The 22,028-nt window shown below is 74.0% G+C and carries 9 protein-coding genes and 1 pseudogene; 5 read left to right on the top strand and 5 right to left on the bottom strand.

The features are described from left to right. The first annotated feature begins 5 nt into the window (after positions 1–5). A complete protein-coding gene (locus ACIRVH_RS40240) occupies positions 6–251 on the top strand; it encodes a hypothetical protein (protein WP_403964501.1) in 246 nt (81 codons plus the stop codon). A 196-nt stretch (positions 252–447) separates the two neighbouring features. On the opposite strand, the gene ACIRVH_RS40235 is transcribed toward ACIRVH_RS40240, so the two are convergent. From ACIRVH_RS40235 to ACIRVH_RS40220, 4 genes are all read right to left on the bottom strand, one after another. Next, positions 448–1,698 carry an MFS transporter gene (locus ACIRVH_RS40235; RefSeq protein WP_403964499.1) on the bottom strand — a complete coding sequence of 417 codons (1,251 nt, stop codon included), beginning with the start codon at positions 1,696–1,698 and terminating at the stop codon, positions 448–450. A 73-nt stretch (positions 1,699–1,771) separates the two neighbouring features. Beyond that, positions 1,772–3,001: a cytochrome P450 gene (locus ACIRVH_RS40230; RefSeq protein WP_403964497.1), complete on the bottom strand. Its 1,230-nt coding sequence runs from the start codon at positions 2,999–3,001 to the stop codon at positions 1,772–1,774. Next, on the bottom strand, positions 2,998–10,305 hold the full coding sequence (locus ACIRVH_RS40225) for an amino acid adenylation domain-containing protein (protein ID WP_403964495.1): 7,308 nt from the start codon (positions 10,303–10,305) through the stop codon (positions 2,998–3,000). Before ACIRVH_RS40225 ends, ACIRVH_RS40230 begins: the two co-directional genes overlap by 4 nt. Positions 10,306–10,447: 142 nt before the next feature. Then, positions 10,448–16,732 (bottom strand): amino acid adenylation domain-containing protein, encoded by a 6,285-nt coding sequence (locus ACIRVH_RS40220; protein WP_403964493.1) that lies wholly within the window; start codon positions 16,730–16,732, stop codon positions 10,448–10,450. 245 nt (positions 16,733–16,977) lie between these two features. On the opposite strand from ACIRVH_RS40220, the gene ACIRVH_RS40215 reads away from it, so the two are divergent. Further along, positions 16,978–17,916 (top strand): alpha/beta hydrolase fold domain-containing protein, encoded by a 939-nt coding sequence (locus ACIRVH_RS40215; protein ID WP_403964491.1) that lies wholly within the window; start codon positions 16,978–16,980, stop codon positions 17,914–17,916. A 67-nt stretch (positions 17,917–17,983) separates the two neighbouring features. On the opposite strand, the gene ACIRVH_RS40210 is transcribed toward ACIRVH_RS40215, so the two are convergent. Then, complete coding sequence (locus ACIRVH_RS40210; RefSeq protein ID WP_403964489.1) at positions 17,984–18,985, bottom strand: LacI family DNA-binding transcriptional regulator; 1,002 nt, start codon at positions 18,983–18,985, stop codon at positions 17,984–17,986. 277 nt (positions 18,986–19,262) lie between these two features. Here ACIRVH_RS40210 and ACIRVH_RS40205 point away from each other — a divergent pair, with 277 nt between their 5' ends. The 3 genes and pseudogenes from ACIRVH_RS40205 to ACIRVH_RS40195 form a co-directional block, all read left to right on the top strand. Beyond that, complete coding sequence (locus tag ACIRVH_RS40205; RefSeq protein WP_403964487.1) at positions 19,263–20,522, top strand: MFS transporter; 1,260 nt, start codon at positions 19,263–19,265, stop codon at positions 20,520–20,522. 53 nt (positions 20,523–20,575) lie between these two features. Further along, a complete protein-coding gene (gene surE, locus ACIRVH_RS40200) occupies positions 20,576–21,478 on the top strand; it encodes a 5'/3'-nucleotidase SurE (protein WP_403964485.1) in 903 nt (300 codons plus the stop codon). A 354-nt stretch (positions 21,479–21,832) separates the two neighbouring features. After that, a pseudogene (locus ACIRVH_RS40195) lies at positions 21,833–22,028 on the top strand (hypothetical protein); the annotation flags it as partial.

The following is a 22,028-nucleotide window of genomic DNA, read 5'->3' as shown; positions in this document are numbered from 1 at the left end:
CGGCCGTGCAGTCGACGGGCGGTCTGGGCGCCTCCGCCTGGGTACGGTCACCGGCCGAGGCGGCAGCCGACACCGGGCCGCCGACGCCGACCGTCCTCACCGCACGCGTGGTCCACCAGCGAATCACGTCCGCCACCGTCTTCCGGGGCACGTTCACGGCGAGCGGGACGGTGAGTTTCACCCCCCGAGGGCTCCGCTCGCGCCGGACGGCACCGCGGCCGCCGGGAGCGCCGGCGACACCGCTGTGGTGACCATCGGGGCCGGTGCCGGTCTCCTCGCCGGTCTGTACCCGTCGGTCCACACGGCCCGTATCGAACCTCAGGAAGCACTGCGCCGCTGATGCCGGGCACACCGCGGGCGAGCCCCTCACGACAGCGCACCGGCCCGGGCATCGCCTCCTTCCTGGGGCGGCCACACGCGGCCGCCCCGGAATCCGGCGGACAGTCCCTAGCGCATCTCACGCACCGCACGCGACCCGAGCACCGCCACACCGGTCGCGGCGAGCACGCAGGCCACCACCCCGAACAGGGCGAGCGTGCCGACGCGGGCCAGCGCGCCGCACACGATGAGCGACAGGGGAGCGGCCGCGTAGCCGAGGACCATGTCGACGGAGACGACCCGGCTCAGCACGTTCTGCGGGATGTTCCGCTGGATCCAGCTCAGCCCGAACACGCCCTGGAAGCCGATGGCGAAGCCCATGGCGAGTACGGTCGCCACCACGGCCGGCGTGCTGTGCACCAGCCCGAGCACGGCCATCCCGGCCCCGAGCCAGCCCGCGAGACCGGCCACCAGCAGGCCGACCCGGGGCCGGCCGCCGAGCGCGCCCCCGGCCAGGGTGCCGAGCATCGCGCCCCCGGCGAGGGAGCCGTTGAGCACGCCCAGCGTGGCCGAGCCGCCGCGCAGCACCTGGTCGGCGAGGGTGGCGAAGCCGACCGTGAAGGGCCCGGCGTAACAGAAGTTGACGGCGGTGTCGAGGACGACGACGGTGCGCAGCCGGGGGTCGCGCAAGGTGTACGTCACGCCCTCGCGGATGCGGGCTCCCAGGGACTTGGGCGCGTCACCGGCCGTGTCGGCCTCCGGGCCGGCCGCTCGCGGCCGGGTGCGGATGCTCGCGACGCACCAGCCGCACAGTGCGAAGCAGACGGCGTCGACGAGGAAGGCGACCGGCGCCCGGGTCAGGGCGACGACCACACCGCCGACGGCCGGGCCGACGACGGCGGCCGTCCGTGATCCGGCGCCCAGCAGCGCGTTGGCCGGCGTGAGGAGCTTTTCGTCGACCACCGACGGCAGGATGGACACGCGGGCGGGCTGGAAGAAGGCGTCGACCGCGCCGAAGGCGGCGGCCGCCGCGCACAGCATCCACACCGTCAGATGGCCGGTCAGCCCGGCCAGGCCGACGCCCGCCATCAGTGCGGCACGGGTCCAGCTGGAGGCGACCATCAGGGTGCGGGTGGACCAGGAGTCGCTGAGGGTGCCGCCGACCAGGGTGAGCAGGGCGCGGGGTACGGCCTGGAAGGCGAGGACGTAGCCGAGGGTGAGGGTGGAGCCGGTCAGGCCGAGGGTGATCCAGGAGAAGGCGACGACACTGAAGCCGTCGCCGAGCAGGGACAACGACTGTCCCAGCCACAGGAGTTGGAAGGGGCGGTGCCGGGCGGGTGCCCACAGCCGCGGACCTGCACCGGCGAGGGTGGTGGCCATGGTGGAGCCTTTCGTGGTCGGCGATGCGCGGCACCCGGGGGGAACGGCCGGGTGCCGCGGCGCGGGTCGGCGGTCAGTAGCGGACGGGCAGGGCGGTGAGGCTGCGGTTGAGCAGGGAGGGCTGCCAGGTGAGCCGGTCGGGATCCGTCAGGGTGAGGTCGGGGTGGTCGCGGACCAGCGTTCCCACGGCGGCCACGGCCACGAGCCGGGCCAGGGCGGCACCGATGCAGAAGTGGGCGCCGAAGCCGAAGCCGAGGTGGGTGGCGCCGGTGCGGCGGACGTCGAACCGGTCGGGGTCCGCGAAGCGGGCCGGGTCGCGGTTGGCGGCGGCGGTGACCAGGAAGATCCGGTCTCCGGCGCGCAGGGGGTGGCCGTCGAGGTCGAGGTCGCGGGCGGCCGTGCGGATGGACATCTTGGACGGGCCGTCCAGCCGTAGCGCTTCTTCGACAGCGCCTGGCACCAGCCCCGAGTCCTCCCGGACGGCGGCCAGTCGGGCCGGATCGGCGTGCAGGGCCAGGACGGTGTTGGCGATGAGGTTGCTGGTCGTCTCCCCGCCGGCGAACGCCATCTGGGTGAGCATCCCGACGAACTCCTCCTCGGTGACCGAGTCCCCCACCCTGCCTTCCTTCAGCACCTGGCTGATCAGGTCGTCGGCCGGTTCGGCTCGGCGCCGGGCGACCAGGCCGGCGAGATAGTCCTCCAGGCTCACCAGCGCCTGCAGGGAGGCCCGGTACTCGCTCTCCTCCTGGGCGGTGCCGAGGACGAGGTCGGCGACGCGTGCGTTCCAGTACCAGAAGGAGGGGGCGTCGGTGCGAGGGATGCCGAGCCAGCGGGCGAAGACCAGAGCGGGCAGCGGCTTGGCGACGTCGGCCATCAGGTCGCCGGAGCGGCCGGGGGCGGCCCGGCGGGCGAGGACGGCCGCCGTGGCCTTCTCGGTGAAGGCGCGATAGCGGGCCACCGCCCGGGCGGCGAACGCCTCCTGGAACACCTGGCGCAGTCTGCGGTGCTGCGGCGGGTCGTTGAAGACCATCCAGCGGGACAGGATCCCGAAGGCCCGTTCGGCGTCCGCGCGGGCGCCCTGCGGGACCGCGTCCATCAGGGGCCGTACCCGGTCGGCCGAGACGGCCGGGTCGCGCAGGCAGCGCATGACCTGGTCGTAGCCCGTGACGAACCAGGCGTGGTGCATCGGGCTCCAGTGGACCGGCGCGTGCTCGCGGAGCCCGTTCAGGTAGCCGTAGGGCTCGGCGACCATGTCCGGGGAGAGGAGGTAGCGCTCGGTGAAGGCGGGGGCGACGGTGGTCATCGGGCGTCCTCCGCCTCGATCTCGACGAGCAGTTCGGCGATGCCGGCCACCCTGGGCTCGGCCATCATCGACATGTGGTCGCCGTCGCTCATGTGCAGGGTGAGGCCGCCCTCGGCCACCTCCCGCCAGCGTGCGACGTAGGTGTCGTAGTCGACGTCGAGGCCGGGCATCGTACGGCCGCGGGGCAGTGCGGCGGCCTCGCTGCCCACCACCAGGTGCACATGTCCGGGGTAGGGCCGGACCTCGTAGGCGGCGAGCGCGGCGAGCAGGGAGTGCCAGACCTCGATCGGCGCGTCCTCGACCAGGGCGGCCTCGGCCGGGCTCATGCCGGCGCCGAGCAGGGTGGCGGTGAGTTCGGCCGTGGCCCGGTCGCGCCGCGGTGAGGGCGGCAGTTCGCGCAGCCGGTCCCGCAGCCGCAGCGCCTCGCGCAGGTCCTTGGTGACGCCGGTGAGGCGGGCGCGGGCCGCTGCGTTCGGCAGGTACGGCTCGACGAGGACCAGCGGCGCGGCACGGTGTCCGGCCCGGTGCAGCTGGGTGGCCATCTCCAGGGCGATGTTGGCGCCCATGGACCAGCCCAGCAGGGCGTGCCGGCCCGCGCCGCCCCGGTCGGTCATCTCGGCGACATAGTTGGCCGCGACACCGGTCACGGTGCTCGGGTCCACTCCGCCGAGCAGGCCGCGCGCCTGGAAGGCGTGCACGGGGCGGCCGGACGGCAGGGCGCGGGCGAGCGGCACGAACCAGGCGGCGCTGCCGCCGGTGGGGTGCACGCACCACAGGGGTTCTCCCGCACCCTCGCGCAGCCGGACCTCGGAGGTGACGGCTGCGGGCACGCCGGCCGTGGCGGTGCGGGCGGCGTGGGCGGCGAGCTGGGCGATCGTCGGGTGCTCGATCAGGTCGCCGACCGACACGGTCAGTCCGCGGCCGGCCGCCATCAGGGAGACCCGGACCGTGGACAGTGAACTGCCGCCGATCCGGAAGAAGTCGTCGTGGACGCCGATGCGGGACAGTCCGAGGACTTCCCGCCACACCTCGGCGAGGATCTTCTCGGCGGGCGTGGCGGGGGCGACGTACAAGGTGTCGCTCCCGGCCTGCTCCGCCGTGGGCAGCGGCAGCGCCCGTTTGTCGATCTTGCCGCTGCGGTTGACGGGCATCTCGTTGAGGAAGACGAACCGGGCGGGCAGCATGTAGGCGGGCAGCGAGGCGCGCAGGGCACGGCGCAGCTCCTCGGGGGCGGGCTGTTCCGGGCCGCGTACGACGAGGTAGGCGACGAGGGCCGGTTCACCCGGCAGGTCGGTGCGGTGCAGCACTACGGCCTGGCGGACCTCGGGCAGCGCGCGCAACGCGTGCTCGATCTCGCCGAGTTCGATGCGGAAGCCGCGCAGCTTCACCTGGGAGTCGCGGCGGCCGAGCCACTCCACCGAGCCGTCGGGCCGGTGGGTGCCGAGGTCGCCGGTGCGGCACAGGCGCTCGCCGGGGGCGCCGTACGGGTCGGGGACGTAGGTGGCGGCGGTGAGGGCCGGGCGGCCGAGGTAGCCGCGGCCGACCGCCCGGCCGCCGAGGTAGATCTCGCCGGGGACGCCGGCCGGGACCGGCTGGAGGTCCTCGTCCAGGACGTGGATGCGGGTGTTGCGGATGGGGCTGCCGATGGGCGGGCGGCCCTGCCCGGGCGTCAGTTCCGCGGCCACGGACCACACGGAGGTCTCGGTGAGCCCGTAGACGTTGTGGAAGCGGCGACCCCGGGCCCAGATGTCGGCGAGTTCGGCCGGGCAGGCCTCGCCGGCGACCTGGAGCACGCGCAACTCGGGGAAGTCGTCCTCGCCGAGGACCGCGAGGGCGCTGGGCGGCAGCATGGCGCCGGTGACGTGGTGCTCGCGCAGGGTGCGGGCCAGGTCGGGTCCGGGGCGCAGCGCGTCTTTCGGGGCGGTGACCAGGCGGCCGCCGTTGGCGAGAGACCAGGTGAGTTCCAGGATCGAGGCGTCGAAGCCGAAGGAGGCGAACTGCAGCACCCGGTCCTCGGGGGTGGGCCGCACCAGGTCACGCTGACCTTCGAGCATGTTGGACAGGCCGCGGTGCGGGATGGCGACACCCTTGGGAATGCCGGTGGAGCCGGAGGTGTAGATGATGTAGGCGAGGGTGTCGGCGTCGGGTTCTCCGATGGCCGACTCTGCGGCGCCGGGTTCTCCGGTGGCGGATTCTCCGGTGCCAGGGGCGCAGGCCGGTTCGGTGGGCGTGTCGGCGTCGAGGAGCAGCACCGGACCGTCGAAGGGCACCGTTCCGTCGAGCGCCTGCTGTGTCAGCAGCACGCGCATGCCGCTGTCCTCGGCCATGAACGCCAGCCGTTCGGTGGGGTGTTGCGGATCGAGCGGCAGGAAGGCGCCGCCCGAGCGCAGCACGGCGACCGCGGCACGCACCAGGTCGGGTCCGCGCTCGACGCAGATGCCGACCACCGTCTCGGGGCCCACCCCGAGCCGGCGCAGCCGTCGCGCCAGCACCTCGGCCTGTGCCTGCAGTGCGGAGTACGTCAGCCGGTGCCCGCCGTGTTCGACGGCGACCGCGTCCGGGGTGCGGGCGGCGTGCGCGGCGATGTGCTCGTGGAACAGCAGCGGCGAGGAGGGGGTGTCGAGTCCCCGGGCCCAGACGTCGAGGGCGACGGCGCGGGCGGCCCCGGTGAGCGCGGGCCGGGTCACCCGGGCGTGCGGGTCCTCGGTCATCGCCTCCAGCTGGGCGCAGAACACGTCGGCCAGCTGCTCGGCGGTGGCGGGTGCGACGAACTCCGGGTCCGCGTCCAGTGTGAAGGCGTTGACGCTCGCGTTCACCAGCAGCGGGAACATGGTCCGGGCGATCTCCAGGGAGTCGTCCCAGGACTCGTGCGAAAGCCGGTGGAAGTTGACGTAGTTGAAGACCGTGTCGGTCCAGCTCGGCTCGGTCGGCCGCAGTTGGGCGATGCGCACCAGCGGGACCCTGCGATGCGGCAGCATCTCCTGCTCGGCGGTGAACACGTCCCGCAGATAGGCGAGCCAGCTGCCGCGCGGGCGGGACACACCGAACGGCACGGTGTTCAGGAAGAGTCCGCGCATCCGGTCTGCGCCCGGAACCTCGGGCCGCCCGTTGGTGACCAGGCCGATGCTGTGGCCGAGCGCGCTGTCGTCGCGCTCCGCGAACAGGCTCATCGTGTGGTGGAAAGCCGTCATCAGAACCGTACGGCGGGGTACTCCGGCTTCCTTGGCCAGCGTGCCGATGCGCTCGGCGAGGTGGGCGTAGGAGCGGCGCACCTCGTGCACCGGCGGCTGCCCGGCGTCCGGCCCGGCCGGGCGCCGGCCCAGGCGGACCGGCCGCAGGTCGGCCAGCTGCCCACGCCAGTACTCCAGCGACTCTTCGCCGTCGAGCGCGGCCCGCTCCAGGGCGACGTACTCGGCGAAGGCCGGGGCGCTCGGCGGCCTTGGTGCGGTGCGGTGGGCGACGGCCTCCCGGTGCAGGGACAGCAGGTCGGCGACGAGCGAGGTCAGGCTCCAGCCGTCCAGGACGACATGGCAGTCGGTGAGGACGAGTCGCAGGTCCTGATCGGTCACGTGGTGGAGGTGGATTCGGACCAGGGGCGCGGCGGCGAGGTCGAAGCGGCGCCCGAACTCCTCGTCCACGAACCGGCCGAGCCGTACCCGCTGCTCCTCCCGGGGCAGCCCGCGCAGATCGGTGTAGCCGACCGGGAGGTGGGCGCTGCGGTGCACGAGCTGGAGCGGTTCGCGGTACGAGACGAGGTCGACGGAGGTGCGCAGGATGGGGTGTCCGGCCACCACCGCGTCCACGGCGGCCTGGAAGGCGTCCAGGTCGAAGCCCTCGGGGACGCTGATCTTCAGGTCGGTGACGTTGTGGTAGGCGCCGCGCCGCGGGTCGGCGAGCATCTCGTGCAGCATGCCGGCCTGGAGCATGGTGAGCGGGTAGGCGTCGGCGAGCCCGTCCGGCAGGCGGTCGGCGTCTGCGGGGTCGAGCTGGGAGAACGGGGCGACGGGGGCCGGGGTGTCGACGTCGTCGGTGACGAGCGTGGCGAGGTCGGCGAGGGTGCGGGCGCGGAAGACGTCGGCGACGGTGAGGCCGAGACCGGCCTGCCGGGCCAGACCGACCAGGCGCAGGGCGAGGATGGAGTCGCCGCCCAGGTCGAAGAAGTTGTCGGTGCGGCTGACGTGTTCGGCGCCCAGCACCTGGGTCCACACACCGGCCAGAGCCTGCTCCACGGGCCCCTCGGCCGGCACGTGCGTGGTGCCCTGCCCGGTCGTGGTGGGGACGACGGCGGTCAGCGCGGCGCGGTCGACCTTGCCGTTGCCGGTCAGCGGCAGCCGCTCGTGGCGGACGAACAGCGCCGGGACCATGTAGTCCGGCAGGGTCAGCCGCAGCCCCTCCCGCAGGGCGGGCGCGTCGAGGGGCCGGGCCTCGGGGGTGACCACGTGGGCGACCAGCCGGGCTGCGTCGCCGTCACGTCGGGCGACCACGGCGACGTCGGCGACGCCGGGAAGGGTGCGCAGGGCGGTCTCGATCTCGCCGGGCTCGATGCGGTAGCCGCGGATCTTCACCTGGTGGTCGGCGCGGCCGACATGGGCGAGTTGGCCGTCCGGCAGGACCCGTACCAGGTCGCCGGTGCGGTACATGCGGGCTCCGGGCCCGCCGAAGGGGTCGTCGAGGAAACGTTCGGCGGTCAGCTCCGGCCGGTTGCGGTAGCCGCGGGCGACCCCGCCACCGGAGACGTACAGCTCGCCGACGCTGCCCGCCGGGACCAGCCGGCCCGAGGCGTCGAGGACGTAGCCGTGCTGGCCGGACAGCGGACGCCCGATCGGCGAGCGGACCACCCCCGTCACGTCCTCCTCGGTGACGGTGCGGGCGGTGACGTGCACGGTGGTCTCGGTGATGCCGTACATGTTCACCAGGGCGGGACGCGGTCCCGGGGTGGTGAACCAGTCGCGGTAGTCACGCACGTCGAAGGCGTCGCCGCCGAAGATCACGGTGTGCAGGGCGAGTTCGGAGAAGTCCGCGCCGGCGTTCCCGAGGTGGGCGCGCAGGCCCTTGAAGGCGGCCGGGGTCTGGTTGAGGACGGTGACGCCCTCGTCCCGCAGCACGCGGTGCACGGCCGCCGGGTCACGCACCTCGTCCGCGCCGAGCACCACGACGCGCCCGCCGCTGGTGAGCGGGCCCCACAGCTCCCACACGGAGAAGTCGAACGCCGGGGAGTGCAGAAGCGTCCACACGTCGGCGGGTCCGAAGTCGAAGTGCCGGTCGGCGGCGCCGAGCAGCCAGGCGAGGTTGCCGTGGGTGACCTCGACGCCCTTGGGGCGACCTGTGGAGCCGGAGGTGTAGATGACGTAGGCGAGCTCCTGCGGGCCGGGACGGACGTCCTCGCCGTCGGTCCCGGTCCCGGTCCCGGTCTCGGTCTCGGTGCCCAGCTCGACGAGGTTCACCGGCAGCCCCTCGACCGCGGGGCGGGTGGCCGCGTCGGTGACGACCCAGTCGATGCCGGAGTCGGTGACGGTGAACTCGCGCCGGGCCCTGGGGTGGGAGGGGTCGAGCGGCAGATAGGCGGCTCCGGCGCGCCAGACGGCGAGCAGGGCGACGGCCAGGTCGGGCGTGCGGTCGAGGCAGACACCGACGAGGGAACCGCGGGTGACGCCCGACGCGCGGAGCCGGGCGGCCAACGCCGATGCGCGGGCATCGAGTTCGGCGTAGGTGAGGGAGCACCCGGAGCCCGTCGCGGCCACCGCGTGCGGGGTGCGGGCGATGTGCTCGGCGAGACGGTCCGGCGCGGTGCGCGGGGCCGGGAGGAGGTCGCCGCCGGAGTGGGCGGGGCCCTCGGGTCCGAGCAGGTGGGCGCGTTCGGCGGGGCTGAGCGGGTCGATGGCGCCGAGCGGGCTGTCGGGTGCCGCGCAGAAGGCCTCCAGCAGGGCCACCGTGTGCCGGGCGAGGGCGGCGACGGAGGCCTCCTCGAACAGGTCGGGCCGGTAGACGAACACCAGGTCGGTACGGCCGTCCCCGTCCCGCAGGTCCAGGGTGAGGTCGAACTTGGCGGTGGTGAGGGAGATCCGGTACGGCGTGCCGCTCGCACCGCCCAGGGCGAACCCGGCCTGGGTGCCGTCGGTGTGCGTGTAGAGGACCTGGACGAGCGGATTGCGGGCGAGGTCGCGTTCCGGGCTGAGCGCGTCGACGACCTGCTCGAACGGCAGCGACTGATGGGAGAACGCCTCCAGGACGCGGTCGCGGGTCCGCTCCAGCAGGGCCGCCGGGGTCGGGTCGTCGGAGAGGTCGCCGCGCAGCACGAGGGTGTTGACGAAGAAGCCGACCAGCTGTTCCGTCTCGGCCTGCTCCCGGTTGGCGACCACCGTGCCGACGGCGATGTCGCTCTGCCCGCTGTGGAAGGCCAGCGCGGCCTGGAACGCGGCCAGCACCGTCATGTACGGAGTCGTACCGACACGGCCGCCCAGCGCGGCGAGCCCGTCGGTGAGCGCGGGCGGCAGGGTGACGGTGTGGGCGGCTCCGCGTCCGCCGGGCGTGTCCGGGCGTGGGTGGTCCGTGGGCAGGTCCAGCGGGGTCAGGCCGGCGAGCCGGGATCGCCAGTGGTCCAGGGCTGCGGACTGGTCGCTCTCGCGCTGCCACAGCGCGTAGTCGGTGTAGTCGAGGGGCAGTTCGGGCAGGCGTGCGGCACGGCCCTCGGTCCTGGCCCGGTGCAGCTCGACCAGGTCGCGGACGATCAGGTCGAGGGACCAGCCGTCGGAGACGATGTGGTGCATGCCGAGGACCAGCACGTGGTCGTCGTCGGCGGCCCGTACGAGGGTGGCGCGGAAGGCCGGTTCGCGGGCGAGATCGAAGGGGCGTACCGCAGCCGCGTGCACGGCGGCCGCGAGGCGCCGTTCGCGGTCGGCACCGGCCGGGCCGGTCACGTCCGTCACGTCCAGCACCGTGCCGTCGGCAGGCAGCACACGCTGGTACGGGACGCCCTCCTGCTCGGGGAAGACCACCCGCAGCTGCTCGTGCCGGGCGACCAGGTCGGCCACGGCGGCCCGCAGCGCCGGCACGTCCAGCGGGCCGGTGAACCGCCAGGCCGCGGGCAGCAGATAGGTCGGCGCGCCGGGGTCGAGGCGGTCCAGGAAGTACAGGCGCTGCTGGGCGGCGGACAGCGGGATCCGGTCCGGGCGCGGTCGGATCCGCCGCGGGCCGTCGGCCCGGGCTGCGGCCCCGCGCAGCCGCTGCTCCAGCAGGCGGCGCGCCGCCGGTGACAGGCCGCTGCCGGGGGCGAGGGGGCCGGGACGCACGTCCGAAGTGGTCATGAGGGCACTCCGTTCTCACTCTTGGAAGGAAGCTGGCGAGGGGTGGGGCCGGGCCCCGGCGCTCGGCAGGCGGGCCTCGACGCCCGGAAGGCGGGCCTCGCCGCGAGGGCGGGCTTCGGCGCCCGGAAGGCGACCGTGGCGCTCAGAAGTCGGCCGTCAGGGAGAGATCGATCTCGTCGTCGCTCATCTGTGAGATCAGCTCCAGCAGGCGGCGCTCCACCTCGGCGGCGAGCCGTTCGACCGTGGGGTGCTCGAAGAGGTCCCGGACCTGCAGCGGGCAGTCGAAGGCGGTCCGCAGGCGCGAGGTGACGGACACCGCGCGCAGGGAATGCCCGCCCAGGGCGAAGAAGTCGTCGTGGACGCCGACCCGGGGCAGGTCGAGCACCTCGCACCAGATCTGTGCGACGACCGTCTCCGCGGGGGTGCGCGGCGCCACGAAGGCGTGCGGTGCGGGTGCCGCGGGGTCGGGCAGGGCGGCGGTGTCCAGCTTGCCCTGCACGGTCAGCGGCAGCCGGTCGAGCAGCACGAAGGCCGACGGGACGAGGTAGTGGGGCAGATGCGCCCGGCTGTGGGTCTCCAGGGACTCTGCGGACAGGCCGGTCCCGGCGGCGTAGCCGACGAGGGCCGGTTCGCCGTGCAGGGTGCGGACCACGACGGCAGCGGCCCGGACACCGGGATGGCGGCGCAGCACCGCCTCGGCCTCTCCCGGCTCGACGCGGAACCCGCGGATCTTGACCTGATTGTCGTTGCGGCCGAGGAACTCCAGTTCCCCGGAGGGCAGCCGGCGTACCACGTCGCCCGTCCGGTAGAGCCGGCCGCCCGGCGCGCCGAACGGATCGGGTACGAAGCGCTCGGCGGTCGGGGCGGGGCGATCGAGGTAGCCCCGCGCCAACTCGGGTCCACCGACCAGGAGTTCACCGGGCACGCCGTCCGGGACGAGGTCACCGAGGGCGTCCGCCACGTAGGTGCGCCGGCTGCCCAGGGCGCGCCCGATGGGCACCCGGCCGTGCGGGACCTGGTCGACACGGTGTGCGGTCGCGGAGATCACCGCCTCGGTGGGGCCGTAGGTGTTGGCCACGGGCACACCGGGCAGGTGCGCGAACCACCGCTGCAGGGGGTCGGCGGGCAGCGCCTCTCCCCCGGTCACCAGCAGCCGCAGCGAGGCGAGTCGAGGAGCCAGGGTGTCCAGGCGGGCCACCAGCTCCGCCCAGTAGGACGGCGTGAGTTCCATGACGGTCACCCGCTCGGCGGCGACGCGGGCGGCGAGTTCCTCCGGGGACCAGATCTCGTCCGGGCGGACGATCACCGTCGCCCCGGTGCTCAGCGCGGGCAGGATCTGCTCCAGGGAGGCGTCGAACGAGGTCGACGCGAAGGTGAGCACCCGGTCGGCGGAGGTCAGCCCGAACTCCTCGCGGGCGGCGGCCACATGGGCGTCCAGGGCGTGGTGCTCGACACCGACGGCCTTGGGACGGCCGGTGGACCCCGAGGTGAAGATGACGTAGGCGAGGTCGCCCGGGTCGGGGACGTGCCGGGGGCCGTCGGACGCCGGTCGCACCCGGTCGACGTCGACCGCCACGACCCCGAGCCCGGTGAGCGTCACCCGGGTTGCCGCGTCCACGACCGCGTGCCGCACTCCCGCCTCCTGGAGCATGAACCGCAGTCGCTCCGCCGGGAGTCGGGCGTCGAGCGGGACGTACACCCCGCCCGCCCGCCACACGGCGAGCATCGCGGCCACCGACCACACACCCCGGCCCACGCACACGCCCACGGCAGCACCCGGCGCGAACCCGGCGACGGCCAGTTCGGCGGCCAACCCGCCGGTCAGCTCATCCAGTTGGCCGTAGTCGACGGTCCGTCCCTCGCATCCGACCGCGGGGGCGTCCGGCCGCCCCGCAACCCGGAAGGCCGGCGCCGGCCGCGCGTCCCGGCCCGCACCGGCCACCAGCCGCTGCCGCTCCCGCGCGGTGAGCAGCGGTGCCTCGTCCGCCCGGGTTCCGGGGTCGGCGAGGACGGCCCGGAGCAGCCGGCCGACGTGGTGGGCGAACCGGGTGGCCGTCTCCGGGTCGAAGAGGTCGGCGGCGTACTCGACGTTGAGCGCGAACCGGCCGGGCCGGACCAGGAAGGTGGCCGTCAGGTCGAACTTGGCCGAGGACCAGGGCAGTTCGAAGCTGGTGGCGTCCGTCCCGGGCAGTCCCGAGCCACCCGTGCTCGCGTCCTGCACGTCCACCATGACCTGGAACAGCGGGTTGCGGGACAGGTCGCGCTCCGGGCGCAGCCGCTCCACGACCCGCTCGAACGGCACCTCCTGGTGGTCGAAGGCACCCAGGACGACGTCCCGCACCCGGTCCACGAGCCCGGCGAAGGCGGGCCGCCCGGACAGGTCGGTGCGCAGCACCACCGTGTTGACGAAGAAGCCGACCAGCGGCTCCAGTTCGAGCCGGCCGCGGCCGGCGACGGGGGTGCCGACCGACACGTCGGTCTGGCCGGACCAGCGGGCGAGGACGGCCTGGGCGGCCGCCAGCAGCACCATGAAGCGGGTGGCGCCGCGCTCGCGGGCGTACGCGTCCACCCGGTCGGCCAGGTCGGCGGGCAGCTCGACCTCGACGGCGCCGCCGCGGCCGGTGAACACCGAAGGCCGCGGTCGGTCGGTGGGCAGCTCCAGGGCGGGCTCGGCCTCCAGGGTGCGCTCCCAGTAGGCGAGTTGGGGCTCCAGCGCTCCGCTGTCGGCGCGGTCGCGCTGCCAGACGGCGAAGTCGCCGTACTGCACCGGCAGCGGCGGCAGCGGGGCACGCTCTCCCGTCCGCCGGGCCCGGTAGTGCAGGGCGAGTTCGTCGAGGAGGACGCCCTTGGACCAGCCGTCGGTGACCGCGTGGTGCAGAGCCAGGACGACGACATGGTCGTCCGCGGCCAGCTCCCACACGCCGGCCCGCAACAGCGGCGGCCGGGCGAGGTCGAACCGGCGGGTGGCGAGGGCCGCGGCTTGCCGGCGCACGGCCGCCAGCCTGGCCGGCTCGTCCGGGGCCGCCGGTGCCTGTTCCCAGTGGAGCGGGACCCGTACGGGGTCGCAGACCTCCTGCACGGGGCGGCCGTCGGACTCGATCAGCGCCGTGCGCAGCACCTCGTGCCGCTCGACCAGGTCGTCCAGGGCCTGCTGCCAGGCGCCGCGGTCGAGGCCGCCGCGGACCCGCCAGCAGTACCACAGGAGGTAGGAGTCGCCCCGGTCCGAGGTGCGGTCCAGGAACCAGAGCCGCTCCTGCGCGAAGGACAGCGGCAGCGGGCGGGTCCGGTCGACGGGGACCACCTCGGTGGTGCCGGCCGCGCGGGCGGCGGCGACGCGCGGGGCGAAGCCCCGGACGGTGGGGTGCTCGAAGACCGTGCGCAGCTCGATCTCGCGGCCCAGGCGCTGGGCGATCCGGGAGACGGCCATGGTGGCGAGCAGGGAGTGTCCGCCGAGGTCGAAGAAGCTGTCGTCGATGCCGATCCGGTCCAGGCCGAGCACGTCCGCCCACACCTCGGCGACGATCCGCTCGGTCTCGTCGCGGGGTGCCACGAAGGCGGCTTCGGCGGACCGGGCGTGGGCGGGGTCCGGCAGGGCGGAGCGGTCGAGTTTGCCGGAGACACCGACCGGCAGGGCCTCCAGGACGACGAACTCCGAGGGTACGGCGTAGTGCGGCAGGTAGCGGGCGCACCAGGCGCGCAGCTCCGCCCGGTCCACGGCGCCCCGGGCGTCCCCGGCCGGTACGACGTAGCCGACGAGGCTGCGTCCCGTGGCCCGGTCGGGACGGGCGGATGCCGCGGCGACCAGTGGGCAGGCGCGCAGCACCGCCTCGATCTCACCGAGTTCGATCCTGAAGCCCCGGATCTTGACCTGGTCGTCGCTGCGGCCGAGGAACTCCAGGTCCCCGGTGGCCTGCCAGCGCACCAGGTCGCCGGTGCGGTACCGGCGGCTGCCGGGCGGTCCGTACGGGTCGGGCACGAAGCGCTCGGCGGTGAGGGCGGGGCGGCGCAGGTAGCCACGGGCCACTTCCGTGCCGCCGATGAGGAGTTCGCCGGACACGCCGACCGGGACCGGCTCGCCGTCGGCGTCGACGACGTACACCCGGCGGTCGCCGAGCGGGCGGCCGATGGGCACGCTGCCGGCGGGCGGGTCGGCGGGCTCGTAGGTGGTGGCGGTGACGGTGGTCTCGGTGGGCCCGTAGGCGTTGCACACGCGCACCCACGGGACGGCGGCCCGCCACACGGCGAGGGTGTCGGCCGGGACGGCCTCGCCGCCGAGGACCAGCAGGCGCAGGGAGGCGAGCGCCGCGGCCAGGCGCCGGTCGAGGGAGAGGGTCAGCTCCGCCCAGTACGTCGGGGGCACGTTGACGACGGTCAGGGCGTGCCGCTGGACGACCTCGGGGACCTGGGTGGGCAGCCAGGGCTCGTCGGGGCGCAGGACGACGGTCGCGCCGCAGGTGAGCGCGGGCAGCACCTGGTCCAGGGAGGCGTCGAAGGAGAAGGAGGCGAAGGCCAGCACCCGGTCGGCGGCGGTGATGGCGAGCCGCTCGCGGGCGGCGGTCACATGGGAGGCGAGGGCGGCGTGTTCGACACCGACCGCCCTGGGGCGTCCGGTGGAGCCGGAGGTGAAGATGACGTGGGCCAGTTCGCGGGGGTCGGGGCGGTGCCGGGGTCCGTCCGCGGCAGAGGTTACGGCTGTGACGTCGACGGTGACCGGAACCAGGGCCGCGGCCGCGCCGACGGTCGCGGGATCGGCGACGACGCACGCCAGTTGCGCCTCCTCGGCCATGAACCGCAGCCGCTCCGCCGGGAGTTCGGGGTCCAGGGGGACGTACGCCCCGCCCGCCCGCCAGACTCCCTCGATCGCGGCGACCGACCACGGGCTGCGGCGCAGCAGCACGCCCACCGGGCTGCCGGAGCCGACCCCGACGGCCTTGAGCGCGGCGGCGAGCCCACCCGTCATGCCGTCCAGGCCGGCATAGGTGACACGCTCGTCACCGCAGATCAGGGCCGTCGCATCGGACGGCCCGGAGAAGGTGACCGGGGGCCGCGGGCCGGCGGGCCGGTCGGGGGCGTGCTGCCACTCGGGGCGCGGGCGGGCCGGGCCCGCCGTGGGCAGGGTGCGCGCCAACTCCTGTACAGGGGTGTCCGGTTCCGTCAGGACGGCCCGCAGCAGGGCCACGTAGAGGTCGGCGAACGCCCGCACGGTGGCCGCGTCGAAAAGGGCGGTGGCGTACTGCAGGACGGCGGCGATGCTGCCGTCCGTGCGCAGGGTGAGATCGAGGAACACGTCCAGCGGGGTCTCGGTCAGCGGCGGCTCGACCAGCTCCACGGCCAGGTCCGGCATACGCACCGGGCGGATCGGGCTGTTGAGCAGGGTGAACGACGCCTGGGCCAACGGGTGCCGGGACAGGTCCCGCCCGCCGCCCAACGCGCCGACCACGTGGTCGAACGGGGCCTCGGCGTGCGAGAGGTCCGCCAGCACCCGTCCGCGCACGCGGTCCAGCAACGCGGCGAAGCCCGGCCGGCCGGACAGGTCCGTGCGCAGCACCACCGTGTTGACGAGCGGGCCGATGACACCGGTGGCACCGCGCTGGGCGCGGTCGGCGAGCGTGCTGCACACGGCGACGTCGGTGCGGCCCGACCAGTGGCCGAGAAGCGCCTGGTAGACGGTGAGCAGCAGCATGTAGCGGGTGGCGCGCCGGGAGCGGGCCAGGGCGTCGACGTCGGCGACCAGATCGGCCGGCAGGTCGAAGCGGACGACGTCGCCGGAGCCGTCCCAGACCTGGGGGCGCGGCCGGTCGGTGGGCAGGTCGAGCGGGGTCAGACCGGCGAGGCGGTCGCGCCAGTGTCCGAGCAGCCGCTCCATCCGGTCCCCGGAGAGCCGCAGGGCCTGGGAGCGGGCGAGGTCGGCGTACCGCACGGCGGGCGGGGCGACGGGCTCGCCGCGGTATCCGGCGGCGAGTTCGTCCAGCAGGACGCCCCAGGACCAGCCGTCCACGGCGATGTGATGCACCTCGACCAGCAACAGGTGCTCGTCGGGCGCGACCCGGGCGAGCGTGGCCCGGACCGGGTGCTGCGCGGACAGGTTCACGGGGCGGCCCAGGTACCGGGCGAAGAGGTCGTCGGTGCCGTTGGCCCGGGTCCGTTCCAGGACGATCCCGCCGGGGGTGTCCACGACCGGCACCGGCTCCCCGCCGACGGAGGTGAACCGGGTGCGCAGCACCTCGTGCCGCTCCACGATCCCGGACAGGGCCCGCTCCAGGCGCGGCGCGTCGAGGCTCCCGCGCAGCCTGAGGACCAGCGGAAGCATCGACCCGGTCGAATGTCCGGCCAACTGGTCCAGGAACCACAGCCGGCGCTGCGCGAAGGATGCCGTGAGGGTGTCGCCGTCGGTCGGTGCCCCCGCGGGGGCCGGGCCTGCTGTCACTGTGCGCCTCCCTGCCGTGTTTTCCAGCAGACTGCCGCCGCCGCACGAGGGCCCATAGGGAAGAAGACGCAGCACCGGACGCAGACCGGACTGCCCGGGTGTCCTTCCGGCCGGTCCGGGGATCCCTTGCCGCGAATCCTCCTCAGACATTAGTTACACGTGTAACATCCTCGCCAGCACGAGACACCGAGCAGTCGATCGAGAACCTGAGCAGCCGCTCCGGCTGATGACGGAAGGCCCCGGACATGACCTCAACCGCACCCGCCCCGCTCGACACGGGCTGGCCTCCGCCCCCGTTCCTGACTCCCGCCCCGCCCGTCCTCGACGCCGACGGCGTACGGCGCTTCCAGGGACTGACCTACGCCCGTACACCCGGCTACCGCCCGCGCCTGCTGGACGTGCACGTGCCGACCGCAGAAGGTGCCGTGGCGGCGGTCGTCTGGATCCACGGTGGCGGCTGGCTGGAGGGCGACCGCCGCTATCCGCCGCCGACCGTGCCGGTGGAGCTGCTGCACGGGGCGGTGCTCGGTGCCGGCCTGGCCCTGGTGAGCGTCGACTACCGGCACAGCCTGGAGGCCCCCTTCCCGGCCCAGCTGCACGACGTGAAGGCGGCCATCCGGTACGTACGGCGGCACGCCGATCTCCTCGGCATCGACCCGGAGCGGATCGGCGTCTGGGGCGAGTCGGCCGGCGGCCATCTGGCCGCCCTCGCCGGCCTGGTCCGCGCGGACGCCGCCGGATCCGCCCTCGAAGGGCAGGACGGCGTACCCGACGAGGACAGCGGCGTGCGCGCGGTGGTCGACTGGTACGGCGTCTCGGAGATCGAGTCACTGCTCGCGCAGCCCACCCTGCCGCCCGTTCCGGACGGGCCCCCGTACCCCGACCCCCTCGCGACCCTGCTCGGCGGAGGCGAGGAGGGCCGGCACGAGCGGGCCCGCGTCGCGAGCCCGGTGACCTACGCGGGAACGGCGGCCGCGCCCCCGTTCCTGCTGATCCACGGACGGGAGGACCGGGTCGTCCCGTTCAGCCAGAGCGAGGTGCTCGCCGAGGCGCTCACGAGGGGCGGCACGGAGGTGGCGCTGCGCCCCGTGGAAGGGGCCGACCACATCTTCCTCGGCTCCGACGAGGTGCCCGCGATCGTCGCGGAGAGCGTCGACTTCCTGCGGCGTCATCTGACCGCCTGACCCGTCCGGAGCGTCCTGACTCGTCACCGCCTCGCTGCCGGGCTCGCTCCGTCACCGCGCCGCGGCGTCAGGCGGACTCGCGGCGCACGAGGACGGGTTCGATGCCGGGCAGGGGTGCGGCGTTGCCGTTCTCGATCAGCGCGTGCACCGCGGCGGCGACCTGTGCGGCGGAGGGCTGGTCCAGCCGGATGGTGGTCAGGGACGGCCGCTGCAGGACCGCCGCCACCAGGTCGTCACAACCGACCACGGCGACCTCTCCCGGGACGTCGATCCCCTCGTCCTGCAGGGCACGCAACAGCAGGGCCGCGTACTCGTCGTTGTAGGCGAAGACGCCGTCCAGCTCCAACTCCGCCCAGGTACGTGCGAGTTCGACGGCGGATTCGTACCTGTACTCCATCTCCACCGGGGTCACGGTCGCCACGGTCCGGGCGGCCACGCTCCGGGCGCCGGCCAGTCGGGGTGCGGCGAACGCGGACAGGCCACGTTCCCGCGGCATGACCACGCCGAGGCGCCGTCGGCCGCTCTCCACGAGATGCCCGGCGGCCAGCGCGCCGATGCGCTGATCGTCGTAGGCGACCGTGTACACGCCCTCGACGGGCTGGGGCGCGAACGCCATCACGGCGCGGACACCGGCCCGCCTGAGGACGTCCACGCTGCCCGCGGTGAGACTGGAGCCGTCCAGCGCCAGTACGGCGCCCGGGCGCAGCTCGGCCCAGGCGCGGGCCGCGGTGACGGGGTCGGCGAACCGGCCCGCGTGCAGCACGGTGGTGTAGCCGTACTGCTCCAGTTCCGTGTGGAGGTCGTCGATCCAGCCGCTGACCAGGCGGCCGATGGCGGACACGGCGGCCGGCATCAGCACCAGGTTGTTGCGGCCCGCCCGCAGCGAACGGGCCGCCGCGTGCGGCACGTACCCGAGCGTGTCCGCCGCGGCGAGGACCTTCGTGCGCGTCGCCTCGCCGACCCGGTGGGTCTGGGTGTTGTTGAGCACGAAGGAAACGGTGGCCCGTGAGACGCCCGCCAGCCGTGCCACGTCGGCGCTGGTGACGGCAGCCGCCGGTCTCCTCGCCATGCTTCCCTTCCGCCCGCGGCAACCGATTCCGCGGCAACCGGTTTCCCCGAGGTCTCCAGGTTACATGCGCGGCCGGCAACACGAGTAAGCAACGACCGGGCCTCATCGACGCAAGCCTCTGTTCATCCCCGCACCCGGGGTGCTACACAAGGACCACCGCCGAGGTTACTCGTGTAATCAACCATCCGACACCCGCGGATTCCCCTCGCAGAGCCGCCCCTTCCCACCGGCTCGGCCCTGCTCTGAACCCCTCTTCTCCCCTTTTCCTGGAGTCGACATGACCCCGTTCTCCGCGACCGAAGACGTCCGGCCGACCGCCGCCGGGACCCCCGGACCCCGGCGGCGCGGCCTGATGACGCTGCTGCTGGTCGCCAACGCCTCGATGTACGCCGTCTACATGGGTGTCGGGTCCGTCCTGCTGCCCACGCAGGTCGAGGCGATCGACCCCGATCACAAGGTCGCGCTGCTCGGCCTGATCGGCGGCGTCAGCTCGGTCTTCGCCACCGCGTGCAACCCCGTCGCCGGTGCTCTGTCGGACCGTTCCGGGCGGCGCAACCCCTGGGTGCTGGGCGGGGCCCTGGCCTCACTGGCCGGTCTCACCCTGCTGGGCAGTGTGCGCACGGCCCTGCTGGTCGGGATCGCCTGGTGCCTCGTCCAGGCGACCATGAACGTCTACCAGGCCGCCGTCACCGCCATCGTGCCGGACCGCATCCCGGCCGACCGCCGTGGCACGGCCTCCGCCCTGGTGGGGCTGGCCCTGCCCGTGGGCGGCACGCTCGGCGTGCTGATCGCGTCGCAGACCGCCGACCGACTCTCCGCGGGCTACCTCACGCTGGGGCTGGTCGCCGCCGGGGCCGCGGTCCTGCTGACGGCGCTGTGCCGGGACGTCCCGCGCGAGCCGAGCGCCGCACCCGCGCCGTCGGTGCCCTGGAGACGCCGTGCCTCGGTCTTCCTGTCCGCCCTGAGCAGCAGCGACTTCCGCTGGGCCTTCATCGGCCGGGCCCTCATGGTGCTGGGCTACTTCTCCGTCGTCGGCTACCAGCTCTACATCCTCGACGACCACATCGAACTGCCGAAGGGCCTGAAGCCGGACGAGGCGATGGCCGTCCTCACTCCGGTGTCGATGGCGGCGATGGCCGTCTCCACGGTGGTCGGTGGTCTGTTGTCGGACCGCTGGAACCGGCGCAAGGTCTTCGTCGGCGTGTCCGCGGCGCTCGCCGGTCTCGTCATGGTCGTCCCCGTGGTGGCGCCCACCTGGCCGGGGATGCTCGTCTTCAGCGCCCTCAACGGACTCGCGTTCGGCTGCTTCATGGCCGTGGACACCGCCGTGGTCACGCTGGTCCTGCCCCGCGCGGAGGACGCCGCCCGCGACATGGGCGTGCTCAACATCGCCAACGCCGGCCCGCAGATCGTCGCACCGTTCGTCGCCTCCGCGGTCGTCACCGCGCTCGGCGGCTACACCCCGCTGTTCCTCTTCGGCGGCGCCCTGTCGCTGCTCGGCGCGCTGGCCATCCTCCCCATCCGCGGCGTGCGCTGAGCCCACCGCCCGCTTCCCCCTCCCTCGGCGCCACCCTCTCCAAGGAGTCACACGTGCATCGCAGACACGCCCTGCCGCTGGCCGCCCTGCTGCTGAGCGGCACCGCCCTCTCCACGACCGCCTCGGCCGCACCGCGCGAGACCGCACCGCCCCGCCCGCTGCACATCCTCCTGACCAACGACGACGGTTACGACGCCCCCGGCATCCGCATGTTGTACGACCGCCTCACGGCCGCGGGCCACGACGTGACGATCGTGGCCCCGCTGACCAACCAGAGCGGCGCCGGAACGAGGATCTCCAGCGCCGCGGCCATCGGGGTGAGGCATCCGCAGCCGCGCGTCTGGGCCGTCGACGGCAGCCCGTCGGACACGGTGGCCTTCGGACTCTGCGCCGTGTTCGGTACCCACGCGCCCGACCTGGTCGTCTCGGGGACGAACTTCGGCCCCAACCTCGGCGCCATGGCGACCCATTCGGGCACGGTGGGCGCGGCGATGACGGCCGTCGAGGAGGGGGTGCCCGCGATCGCGGTCAGCACGGGTGGGCTCGAACCGCCCGAGCCCACCCGGATCCTCAACGCCATGCGCCCGACCGACGAGTTCGCGGTCGAGCTCATCGACCGGCTGCGTGGCCGGGCACACGGTGGACGCCTCCTGCCGGAGGGCATGGGCCTCAACGTCGACCACCCGGTGGTGGGCACGGACGGCACGGGCACCGCACGCGGCACCGACCTCACCCCGCAGGATCCGCACCCCGTACTGAAGTCCGCCTACGCCGACAACGGCGACGGCACCTGGAAGGTGACCGTGAGCGTGGCGGACTCCCCCGCCCGGCCGGGAAGCGACATCGACTCGGTCGAGGCCGGCCGGATCTCCGTCTCCCCCATCACCCCCGGCTGGAACGCCGGCCCCACCGACTACGCGCGCACAACGGCCCTGCTCAACGGCCTGCACCCCTAGGGTTCCGCGCCAAGGAGCAGCCGGCCGGCCGCGACCTCGACGACGCACCCTCGCACCGGCCGGCCCGGCTCCCCTACGGCCGGGCGCGCACCTTGCTGGACGAGCGCACCGCCGTTCGGGGGCCGGGCACAGGCTGGGATCTGCAACAACCACTCAGAGGTCGTTTTCATCTGCTTCGGCAGCTTACGGGCTGATTCTGTGAGGGAGGAGTGGCGGTGCGCAAGAGGCATTGGGTGTGGTGGAGCTTGGTGGGGCTGGAGGGGGGACAGGTGGGGCGGGGTGCTGCTCGTTCCTGTCTCATTCCAGGATGTCCGGCTTTCAGGGCTCCGTGCTTCCGTCGTCATCGCTGTGCGCCTGGGCGCACTCGATCCGCGGCGATACATCACGCGCATGGCGAAGCGGCGTCCGTATCCCAGTGATCTGTCCGATGCCCGCTGGGACTTGATCGAGCCTGTGCTCTCGGCCTGGCGCTTCGAACGCCGTGGCAGGGCCCTGGACTTCGGCCGACCGCCCGAGCACGACCTGCGCGACATCATGGACGCGATCTTGT

The sequence above is a fragment of the Streptomyces sp. NPDC101165 genome (assembly GCF_044768135.1).
Taxonomy (GTDB): domain Bacteria; phylum Actinomycetota; class Actinomycetes; order Streptomycetales; family Streptomycetaceae; genus Streptomyces.
Note: the sequence above shows the minus strand (reverse complement) of the source record. Positions and strands in the feature narration are given on the sequence as shown.

Coding starts and splice junctions, on each gene's coding strand:
- ACIRVH_RS40210 (WP_403964489.1), bottom strand. CDS start 18,985: ATGGCGAGGAGACCGGCGGCTGCCGTCACCAGCGCCGACGTGGCACGG.
- ACIRVH_RS40215 (WP_403964491.1), top strand. CDS start 16,978: ATGACCTCAACCGCACCCGCCCCGCTCGACACGGGCTGGCCTCCGCCC.
- ACIRVH_RS40235 (WP_403964499.1), bottom strand. CDS start 1,698: ATGGCCACCACCCTCGCCGGTGCAGGTCCGCGGCTGTGGGCACCCGCC.
- ACIRVH_RS40225 (WP_403964495.1), bottom strand. CDS start 10,305: ATGACCACTTCGGACGTGCGTCCCGGCCCCCTCGCCCCCGGCAGCGGC.
- ACIRVH_RS40230 (WP_403964497.1), bottom strand. CDS start 3,001: ATGACCACCGTCGCCCCCGCCTTCACCGAGCGCTACCTCCTCTCCCCG.
- ACIRVH_RS40205 (WP_403964487.1), top strand. CDS start 19,263: ATGACCCCGTTCTCCGCGACCGAAGACGTCCGGCCGACCGCCGCCGGG.